The following is a 10,069-nucleotide window of genomic DNA, read 5'->3' as shown; positions in this document are numbered from 1 at the left end:
GCGCTGACTGGTGATGCCGGCGGCGATTCTATCACCGGAGGATTGGGTAACGACTCCCTCACGGGTCTTGCGGGCAATGATACGCTTGATGGCGGCGCAGGTAGCGATACTGCGGTGTTTTCGGGTAACCGGTCTGCATACACAATTTCTGGCAGTGGCAGCCAAGCGACTGTGAGTGGCCCCGATGGCACGGACACGCTGCTCAATATTGAGAGCCTGCAATTCGGGGACGGCACGTTCAACTCCGATACGCTTTTTCCTCCCCTCACGCGTGTTGGAACCGCGGGCAATGACGTGCTTATTGGAGGGCCAGGGAGCGACACAGGCTATGGCGGCAATGGAAACGACTATTTCTATGCTTATGGCGGCAATGACGTCTTCGTTGGTGGCGCCGGCATCGACGTGCTAATCGGCGGCGACGGCAACGACACCGGCTACGGAGGCGATGATCAGGACTATCTATATGGAGGCGATGGCAATGATGTCCTGATTGGTGAAGGCGGGGTCGACGTTCTGTTAGGAGAGGCGGGGGACGACTCACTGTATGGCGGTGATGGAGGCGACTACTTTTACGGATTCGACGGCAACGATGTCGGAATTGGCGACGCGGGGAACGATATCTTTGTGATGGCTGCCGGCAACGACGCCGGATACGGCGGGGCCGGTCAGGATTATTTCTATATGGGAGATGGTGACGACGCAATGTATGGCGGTGACGGCGTCGACGTTCTGCTTGGCGAAAACGGAAATGATACTTTCGACGGCGGTGCAGGAACCGATTATTTGTTTCTGGGGTCTGGCGGCATTGATCGAGTTGTATTCAATGCTGGCTCGGGCGTTGATGTTGTCAACGACTTCGAGGTCGGTAGAGACAGTATTGCGCTGCAAGGAACGGGACTTACGAATTTTGGCGCTGTAATAGCAGCAACCACCGACTACGGCTCTTTCTCGGTCGTGACGGTTGATGCCAACACAGCTCTCTGGCTGATCGGCGTAAACAAGAACCAGCTCCTAGCTTCTGATTTCACATTTACATAGTTTCGGCCATGTTTTCATGGCTATAAGCAAGCCGCCGATTGAGGCGACTTTCTTCATAAGACTCTGGTCCGGAAGCATGCTCCAATACGCCCTGCCAACCGTTCGCCAACCGATATGTCGCAGTAGTGCTCGCTGAGTGAGAGAGGGCGCATCAGCCATCCTGTTTGATACGAACGGCCATTTGCTCATTCAGTTGCGGGATAACCTTCGGCACATTCGAGATATCGGAAAGACCGGTCTTTTTGGTGGGTGCCGCGTGGAAAGTTAACGAAAAGATCGGCTACTATCTGTCAACAATTTTTCACCTGTCTATTCGATTTTTGTTGATCCGTGGATTCTGCTAGCGTTCCGGGGTGGCGCTCGCGCAACTTCGAAGGGTCGCCGTTTCGCGCGCCGCGCATGGCAGTGATCGCGATGGCGGTGATCGTAGCGATGGTAACGACTAGGCAGAACGTTGTTGCAGGAATGGTGGATCGGGCAGCACCGAAACAAGAAATTTGCATTCAAGCGAATGGCTATCTCGCTAAAGACATCGCGTCTGCTTTTGAACCGCCATACAAATGAGGGGGCAGTGAATGGAGTATTCACGATCGAGCTTTCGCATCAACCGAGTATTCTGACCGGCTCCCAAATCAAAGTCGGCTCTAGAAGCGCAAGGTACAATGTTTCTTTCGACCGGGCGTTGTAACTCATGAAAACCAAGCAAAAAATTGCGCTTGCAAAAATTGCTTACCGCTTCGTGCACGAGGCGCGATCTGTCGTTGGACAATCTGACCGCTGCATCGTGAATCGAAACGGCAATCGTTTCGAATTGGATTTGGCCGAAGGCATCGACTTCGCCATCTACCTTGGAAGGTACGAACCGTCCACTTCGAAAGCGCTCACTCGACTGGTAAGACCTGGGACCACCGTACTTGATATTGGCGCGAATGTGGGCGCGCATACTTTACATATGGCGCGCTTGATCGGAGCCAAAGGTCGGGTTTTTGCGTTCGAACCGACAACTTTCGCGTTTCATAAATTACAGCGCAATCTCTCGCTTAATCCGGGTCTGCCCGAGCGGGTGACCGCAGTCCAATGCTTTGTCGGATCAGCTAATGCTGATTCAGCCCCGCCAAAAATCTATTCAAGCTGGCCGCTAACGGGCGGTAAAGATTTCCATCAAAAGCATCTTGGCCAACCGATGCCAACCGATGGCTTGCCGACACGTAGTCTGGATGGATTGCTTGCTGAGCTTGGCGACTTGCGGATTTCACTCATCAAGCTCGACGTAGATGGATATGAATGCGAAGTGCTTGCTGGAGCCGAGAAAATGCTGAGCCGTGATCGGCCAGTGTTCGTGATGGAAATTGCGCCATACGTCCTTGAAGAGCACGGAAAATCATTGCGCGAACTGTTTAGCTATTTCATCCCGATTGGATACCGTTTTTATGATGAGCGCAATACTACTTGGCGCGAGTTGGGTATCGATGAGATTACGAACTCCACACGCGATGGGGCCAGCATCAATGTCATTGCCAAGGCCTAGAAAAATCTGATTGCAAGCAAGTGTGGCTCTTACCTCTAGTCACCGGTGGTATCACTTTTTTCAACCACCAGCATCAATCGGAAAGCCAACGCCCGTCCGATCAGCGGCTCAATGGCCCGTTCGGCTCGTAGCAGCCGTCTAGCGGTCGCTTCGGATACAAGGCTCCAAGACTTGAAGCCGCCGGTCAGCGGGTATGCCAGCAGGGAAAACCAGTCAACTCGGTCGATCCGCAGCCTCGGAAATTGGCGATGGAAGCGCTCGCGGTCCCGCGTCGCAAGAAGTGTTGGGATGGCTTGGTTGGCTGCATAAGGATCCCGTTTGGGATTCGGCGCGCCGACAATGAGCGGATCGGCAGACATCACTACCGGCTCGTGATGCAAGAGCCTGTAAAAGGCACTACTCCCCCATGTGATTGCGGGTTCGACCATGATGATCCGTCCACCCGGACGCAATACGCGGTCCGCCTCGGCAAAAAAAGCGGTGGCGTACTCAACATGATGCAGGACATCTACCATGACGATATTGTCGGCAGTCTTTGCAGCGAACGGCAGGCTTTGAGCATCCATGACGCAATCAAGCCAAGGAGCGAACTGAATGTCGGTGGAAATTACATTCCCAATTTTTTCCTTCAAATTGCCGATTCCGCTGCCGATTTCAATCGTAGTTCCCGGTCGGCAAATGCCCGCGATACGGTTGTAAAAGTCATCATACACCAAGCGAAGAACCGGCTTTGTGTTCCAGGCCGAACGATAGCTGTCTAAAGCGTCAGACATTCTGAGATTACAATGCTTTGATTCGAAAGAACGCGAAAGCCACCATCCGAAGCAGCAAAATACCATGCCGGAATCGCGAAATCTGAGTTTCGCCATAGGTGCGTTTGGCGTAGCGAATTGGGATTTCCACTACCTTTAAGCCAAGTTTCGATGCGCCGAAAATAATATCGAAGTCTCCAAAGGGGTCGAAATCACCAAAGTACTTGCGACCCGCCTTGAGCTTCTCGTAGTCACTGCGGCGCAGGACCTTGGTGCCGCACAGAGTATCAGTGAATCTTTGGGATAGCAGCCACGTAAAGATAATAGAGAAAAGCTTGTTGGCGATAAGGTTGAGGAATTGCATTGCCTCGTCCTCCATCTGATAGATGAGGCGTGAGCCGTTAATGTACTCGCCCTTTCCCGATCGGATTGCTTCCCAGAATTTGGGGAGATGTTCCGGGGGCATGGTGAGATCGGCGTCGAGGATCATCAACACATCTCCCTGTGCGACATCGAAGGCCGCGAAAACAGCGTCGGCCTTACCTTTCCCGGGTTGGCGCATTGCCTTTATGTTGCGTTGGGGATAGACGGACATGACCCGTTGGATCTCTTCCCACGTGCCGTCCCGAGAGTGCCCCTCAACGAAAATGATTTCGATATCGTCGCAAAATTGCGGAATGCGGAGTACCGCTTGCTCGATATTGCCGCGCTCGTTGCGCGCCGGGACGACGACCGTCGCCGAATGGATTCCGTCATCCTTGTTAAGGAGTGAGCGGCAGACCGTGTAATGCCGCAAGCACAAGGAGCGAATTCCGGGAGCCGGCGCGATAAATCTGTTCAGAAAACGTCCGATACCCAGCAGCCATAACGGCGACAGTATCCTTAACTCGGCTTTGACTGCTTCAAAGTCAGCCAACGCTACGAGATCATGGACGTCCTGCGGCGAAAACACATTCTGGGGCGGTTGAGGTTTACGTAACCGAACAAGTTCCGCAAGCTTGAGGATTGGTTTCCAGAGATGCGAGAAATACACCACGATCAATCGTGTCTCGCGGGCGCATAGCTGATGAAGGTTGGTGAATGTTTGCTGGCAGTCGCTAAGCACGCCGAGCGTATCCATTATCAAAATGACATCGAATGGCCCCGACAGCGAGTTGATGAATGTAGGGTCTTCGATGTCACCCTGAAGGAAGGTCAAATCGGGATAGGTTTGGCGAGCCTGCTCAATCATTCCGGAACTTATGTCAACACCGACGCCCTGAGAAGGCTTCAGGGCAGCTAAGAGATGTCCGGTACCGCAGCCGAGTTCCAGAATCCGGCTGCCAGCTGGAATGAGAAACTTGAGATAGAGAAGGTCTTCGCTGTGGAAGAATGCCGCTTTGCGAAGCCAGCGATTGCGTTCCGGCGCAAGCTCGTCGTGCAGTTTGCGGATGGCTTCTTTGTGTGGCGATGTGGACGAGTTCGATGGTGGGGTAGTGACGGCGGGCATACGTCAACTCGCAACAATCGATCGGCGTGGCACTTACCCGGTGTGTTAGAGCATACCAAGCTGCCCGGCAACGGAAGTTTGGCAGTCTCGATCAAGTGGTCCTGTCGGTCGCCTTGGTTGTCTTGATCGCGGTTCCCCTGGACAAATGGCGCGAGCGACGCGTCGCCGATGACGCCGAGGCGGCGCGGCTCACGCCAATCTCGGCGACATGAAAGGAGAATGACGGAGTTAGAGCGCGCCGCTACTGTCCTTTCTAATCGACTTTCATGACGGGACGATACGACAACACGCCATGGCTGAGGGGTGTCGCGCATAGCGAAGCCAGCCTTCTCGGTCCGTCCGCAAACCCGGGGGGCCCTACGAGGAACTGCGAGCGACGGCTGTTGTGATCCAGACCGATCAGAATTGTCGCGGGAAAACTCAGATTCTTCCAGAATTCCTGTATTTCGCTGTTATCGGAAATCCGGAAATCAGAGCGACGGATGTTTGGAAGCTCGCTTCTCTTGCCGTCGTCCAGAACGTTAACGTGGGCTGTCCCCGTTCCGACAAGCATCTGCAGACGTATGTCGGGGGTTTCGCAACTAACAGACTCAGTTCCGCGTGGGGGACGCATCTGAGCGAACCTCGGTGCGGCAACCGACGCCACAACGACGAGGATGGCGATTACGCCAGCGTAGCGGCTGACGATTCGATCAAGAACGATGCCGTCGAGATTCGAGAAGCGCTTGCAGCCTGCGAGTATCAGCACGATCGCACCAGCGGTGAACGGAAATGTCGCGGCCGCAAGTCGGATGCGGCCGTCGAGGTAGAAGAATGGCAGCGACGCGATGAACGCAATCAACTGAAGCAGAAGGAACCATTGAAGAGCGTCAACAACGAAGGGCCTCCTGGAAACCAGCTGCCACGCACCGAACAGTAGCGGCGGTATTAATAACACCGACGCCAGCACAGCTGGAAGGCGGCTGGCCGGGAGGCCGCCGTCGCTGCCATCGCCAAGCAGGGTCAAAAGATCGATCGGGAAGGATGCTACGCTCTTCCAAAGCGCCATGATGATGCCGCTAACCAACAAGAGAGGATTGGACAGGATCGACTCGAAAGCCTTCTGATAGAGCGCTTTCGCCATTTGTTGTTCGTTGCCGCTCAGATTTGGGAGGTCCGCCACGGCTTGCAGCCAGCCCTTGCCGCCTTGCGACAGGCCATAGAGTACATAGGAAAAATTGGACAGCATTGCTCCGCCAGTTCCGTAGATCTTTACCAGCAGGGCATTGATGAGCCAGCCGGTGGTGATAGCTGCAATGGTCATGGCCCCGACAAGACATCGCGCCCTCCAGGAACCCGCAAAAAACAACACCGCAAAAAGCGTAGATGCAGCCAACGCAAACATCGCGCCGGCCCTCGCCAGCAGAGCAAGGGTCAAAATGAGAGTTGCAAGGGCGTATTCAGCCTTGCTTCGGCGAACGATACTCGAGCAATAGAGCGTGAATGCGAGCAGGCCGAGGCTAATGCCCAGTGGCTCGCTCAGTGTGCGGGGCAGGCAGCTGCTCAGGAATGCAAAGTTGATTGCAAAAAACACGGCCGCATTTGAGGTGCCGACCAGCCTGTACATCTGGAGAGATGCCAGATACAGCGCCAGCGCAGCGATCATCGCTTGAAGGATGATCGCCCAATAGATATTCTCGTCGGCTACCAGCAGCCTGGCGGCAAAGAACGCCACGTTCAGCGGACGCCGCTCCGAGAAGTTCGTGAATGTGCCATCTTGCAGCAATTGCTCGGCGCCCTCGAAGTACGCCGCTGCGTCGTTATAGGGTACGAGACCGCCGACAGCGCTGTAGTCCTGAGTGCCTCCATTGGTCCAGCTTGCAAGCAGGACCAGAAAACATAGCGCGAAAGCCGAGGCACAGGATGCAGCGATAGTGTAGCGTCGGTCAATCGACGTAATCCAGTTCGGAAGTTGTCGATGTTTTATCCAGCCCCGTTCCCGGGCGACATCAAACAGGAAGAGCATCATCGCGGCAAAGAAAACATACCGTCCGATGGGATTGATATATCGCAGCGCCTCGATGGGTAGCTGTCTAATGAGGGCCAAAAGAGATATCGAGAGAACGATGCTGAAAACGATCAATTTTCCGAATGAATGACGAGCCAGAAAAGAGAGCACTGAAGCCTCCCGTCGCCTCATGTTTGGCAGTTCCTCGACGTTCAACACAATAGTAGTAGCCATGGCGCCTGCGATGGAAGGGATATCTGTATTTAAGGCCACATCATCCACGGACAAGCACTGGAACCCGTGCAATTGCGAGTACGGGATGCGCCTTGATCGCCTGATTGCGGTGAGCCAAAATCGTTTCGGCCGTGAAGGGACGACCAATACTGTTGAGGATCTTCTTAAGCCGTAGGCATTTCATCGGAAATCTAAAATGCCGGTCCTGAGGGTGTTTGATTCACTGAGCGCGAAATCTTATAGGGGCGACGAAAGTTAATCTCGAAAGTGGTTGGTAAGGTGAGGCCCAGTAATTGCACCTCCGGACTCATTCCGTAACTGTAGCCGCGTAGATCCGGCGCACTCAGCAATCTGTCCAAATGAACTAACCTCTGCTCACCTTGCCCTTGCCCTGGCCAAGTGTGCCAAGCTTTTTTTGAGCAACCAAGTATTCTGAAAATGGTTTTCTATTGCGTCGATAAGCAACACCTTGGTTTTTTGGCTGGCACCGTGAAGCCGATCAATCGCTTTCCTACTGGCAACTGAATACGTTTCAGCATTCGCGGTGAAAATGCGAACCCAGTGAAACGGCGGCAACGCATACCCGGTTGCGACCCTCTTCCTTCGCCACGTAGAGCGCCCCAACGGCAGCCGTCATGATCGATGCGGAAACCGCGATATCGATCAGTTGCTGCCGTGGGCCTACCGAACGCAAGAACTCAAAGCCGTGGCGTAAGAACAGCGCTTACCTACAAACTGAGCGAAACGACGCACATCTGCGCAGTTTGCCGGATCGCAAAGAGCCCTTGGTAGCGGAGGTTCCGCGACTAGCGTGGTTTCGTAAGCATTGCGGTTCCAGAATTAACCCGCAATGCGGACATCAAGCTTAACACGCAAGTTCCGTTGCGACTGTTCTAAACAAAATTAGCGTGGCTCGCATTACGATTGCCCCTGAAAGCAAATGCATAGGCGTTCTCCAATTTTGAACTTATCGTATTGCGCAGACCAGAGGTCTCTTCGTGAAGACCGGTATTATCGAGTTCAGCGGACGCACGATCGCCTGTCTCATTCGTAACCGGTCCGAGACTGGAGCGGGGCTTGAGGTAGTCAGTCCGGTTGGCATCCCGGCACAATTTACACTTCTGATCGCCGCTGAGCGTATCAGATGTACAGTGATATGGCGGACCGGGAAGTTGATCGGCGTCAAATTCAAGTCGGGCTCTAATGCTTTCAAACCGTGCAATTGAAAGCTACCGCAAAAAGCCAAACCATCTGCAGCTCGTTAGGTGGCGCTAGGTATGGAATATACTTACAAAGATAAGCAGCCACTCACCAAAGAGCGTGTGGCAAAAAAAGAAAAAGCTCGTTGGGATGCGGAGCAGAACCTCACTGCACGCAAAAAAAAGGTCGATGATGCCTTCCGGTCGAATTTTGAGAGGCTAAAGGCAGAGCGTCTCGCTCGGAAAACAAATCGTAGGCTACAGTCGATCAGAACCTGCAGACCGCGACGACAACGAGGGCAATCTTTCCCATCACTTCTCGCGCCTGACGAGGGCCCATCCGTGATAGACTTACTGCCTAGAACATCCTGTGGCAACTTTACGGCCTCTTGAAGAACTGAAAAGGGGCCCAACCCAAAAACCGAAAGGCCACGGACCTACGCGGTTCAGCGAATGCAGCCCCCGCTCCTTACTTCGTTCTGGTCTAGGTACAACTGCGTAAGAACTACGGTGAACGCAGCAAAGCGAATCTATGGCTTGTTTGGATCGAAACATGTCCAATTCAATTTCCGGAGCGCACTACTCTGCTATGCGGCAGCCCTCAGGCGGGCCATTTCTTCGCCTTAAGCCGACTCTCCAGCACGATCGCAAAACCTCGCTCTATGGCGGATTTGAAACACTCTTAAGTCGGGCATCAAAGAAACTCCCGAAGTCGCGCGAGTTCAGCGACGTGCTCGGACAACAGGATCTCGGTGACCAGTGGCGGCTGCGGCGCTGTCTGAATTTCATACAAATGCCGAGTGGAGTCGGGCTTGGCCATGAACTCCCGAATGCAGTCGTCCAGGGTGCCGTCGATCAGCAGGTATGGACCGGTGCTCTCGGTGCGCCGCTGGTTGTTAAGGGAAGGCCATTTACGAAGGATGGCCGGTGCGTTGAAATGACGTGGGAGTCAGGTTCAGCCTTACGCGCCTCGTCGTCTGTCATTTCCGCTTCGCCTTAAGGCCCAGCTCGACCAGCGGGGGCGTTGGGAAACAAGCGGTCGCTCGATTTGGCGAGCCGATTGTCAGCACCGGTAGAGTTTAGATGTCCGACGAATTCGCCCGTTAGTTTGTAGATTTGTTGACGGCGGAGCTTATACAGCTTCCTTCCGGATAGGTCATAAATTTCGTTTGCAATAACGGCAGCGACGTACTGTCCTTCGCTGTTGAATATTTTTCCGTCCATCGTCACCTCTATTTGGATGAGCCGTCCTTTCCTTATTTCCGCTCGCCTTTAGCCCCACAGCAGTCGCACCGCTAACCACGCCGAACCGACCCATACTACCGACATGCCCGTGAGTAGGAGCACCCTCGCGTAGCGCTCTGATGCCTTCATTTCTTCGCCTTCGGCCCCGCTTCGCGCGCTATCCGCTCGGCCTTTAGCCGCTCCCGATTTTCATCGAAGGACTTCTTTGCCTTCTCATGCTCGCTCGTTGCCGTTTTTGTCTCGACCTTCTTGAAGGCCTTTTCGGCCTCCCGCTCTGCATCTGTCGTCACCTTTCGCTTCATCACTTCTTCGCCTTCAGCCCCAACTCCACAAGCCGGCGGATGGCTTCGGGGCGCTCGAGTTTCACATCCTGAAGGGCGATCCACTCGTCAATTGAGCGCATTTCATAACTCGGTCCACTCGGGGTTTGGACTGGTTGCTAGTGCCTTCTGTGCTATTCCTCTAGCAGCGGCTACGGCAGCCGTGATTTTGGCTTGAGTACTTTCCTTCATCGGGTCTACGCCTTCTTGACTGGCTTCTCGCCTGTGTCTTTCGCGAGGATATTCAGCATGCGGCTGAGCGCCTTGTGAGGACCTA

At 54.1% G+C, this 10,069-nt stretch carries 8 protein-coding genes; 3 read left to right on the top strand and 5 right to left on the bottom strand.

Annotated elements, in window-relative coordinates:
• From JQ575_RS42995 to JQ575_RS42985, 3 genes are all read left to right on the top strand, one after another.
• On the top strand, positions 1–1,038 hold a 1,038-nt coding region (locus JQ575_RS42995; protein WP_283842705.1), incomplete at its 5' end, for a calcium-binding protein.
• 399 nt (positions 1,039–1,437) lie between these two features.
• On the top strand, positions 1,438–1,602 hold the full coding sequence (locus JQ575_RS42990; protein WP_212039192.1) for a hypothetical protein: 165 nt from the start codon (positions 1,438–1,440) through the stop codon (positions 1,600–1,602).
• Positions 1,603–1,729: 127 nt separating this feature from the next.
• Entirely contained in the window at positions 1,730–2,566 is an 837-nt protein-coding gene (locus JQ575_RS42985; protein ID WP_212039191.1) for an FkbM family methyltransferase, read from the top strand.
• Between the two features lie 35 nt (positions 2,567–2,601).
• Here the strand turns inward: JQ575_RS42985 and JQ575_RS42980 are convergent, their stop codons facing one another.
• The 5 genes from JQ575_RS42980 to JQ575_RS42960 form a co-directional block, all read right to left on the bottom strand.
• A complete protein-coding gene (locus JQ575_RS42980) occupies positions 2,602–3,339 on the bottom strand; it encodes a class I SAM-dependent methyltransferase (protein WP_212039190.1) in 738 nt (245 codons plus the stop codon).
• Between the two features lie 7 nt (positions 3,340–3,346).
• Entirely contained in the window at positions 3,347–4,807 is a 1,461-nt protein-coding gene (locus JQ575_RS42975) for a glycosyltransferase (protein ID WP_212039189.1), read from the bottom strand.
• Positions 4,808–5,060: 253 nt separating this feature from the next.
• Positions 5,061–6,965 carry a hypothetical protein gene (locus tag JQ575_RS42970; protein WP_212039188.1) on the bottom strand — a complete coding sequence of 635 codons (1,905 nt, stop codon included), beginning with the start codon at positions 6,963–6,965 and terminating at the stop codon, positions 5,061–5,063.
• A gap of 1,956 nt (positions 6,966–8,921) precedes the next feature.
• A complete protein-coding gene (locus JQ575_RS45985; RefSeq protein WP_283842704.1) occupies positions 8,922–9,047 on the bottom strand; it encodes a hypothetical protein in 126 nt (41 codons plus the stop codon).
• 550 nt (positions 9,048–9,597) lie between these two features.
• On the bottom strand, positions 9,598–9,774 hold the full coding sequence (locus JQ575_RS42960) for a hypothetical protein (RefSeq protein ID WP_212039187.1): 177 nt from the start codon (positions 9,772–9,774) through the stop codon (positions 9,598–9,600).
• Between the last annotated feature and the right edge of the window lie 295 nt (positions 9,775–10,069).

The organism is Bradyrhizobium sp. JYMT SZCCT0428, from assembly GCF_018131075.1.
In the GTDB taxonomy this organism is placed as follows: Bacteria; Pseudomonadota; Alphaproteobacteria; order Rhizobiales; family Xanthobacteraceae; genus Bradyrhizobium.
Note: the sequence above shows the minus strand (reverse complement) of the source record. Positions and strands in the feature narration are given on the sequence as shown.

Coding starts and splice junctions, on each gene's coding strand:
- JQ575_RS42990 (WP_212039192.1), top strand. CDS start 1,438: ATGGCAGTGATCGCGATGGCGGTGATCGTAGCGATGGTAACGACTAGG.
- JQ575_RS42985 (WP_212039191.1), top strand. CDS start 1,730: ATGAAAACCAAGCAAAAAATTGCGCTTGCAAAAATTGCTTACCGCTTC.
- JQ575_RS42980 (WP_212039190.1), bottom strand. CDS start 3,339: ATGTCTGACGCTTTAGACAGCTATCGTTCGGCCTGGAACACAAAGCCG.
- JQ575_RS42975 (WP_212039189.1), bottom strand. CDS start 4,807: ATGCCCGCCGTCACTACCCCACCATCGAACTCGTCCACATCGCCACAC.
- JQ575_RS45985 (WP_283842704.1), bottom strand. CDS start 9,047: ATGGCCAAGCCCGACTCCACTCGGCATTTGTATGAAATTCAGACAGCG.
- JQ575_RS42960 (WP_212039187.1), bottom strand. CDS start 9,774: ATGAAGCGAAAGGTGACGACAGATGCAGAGCGGGAGGCCGAAAAGGCC.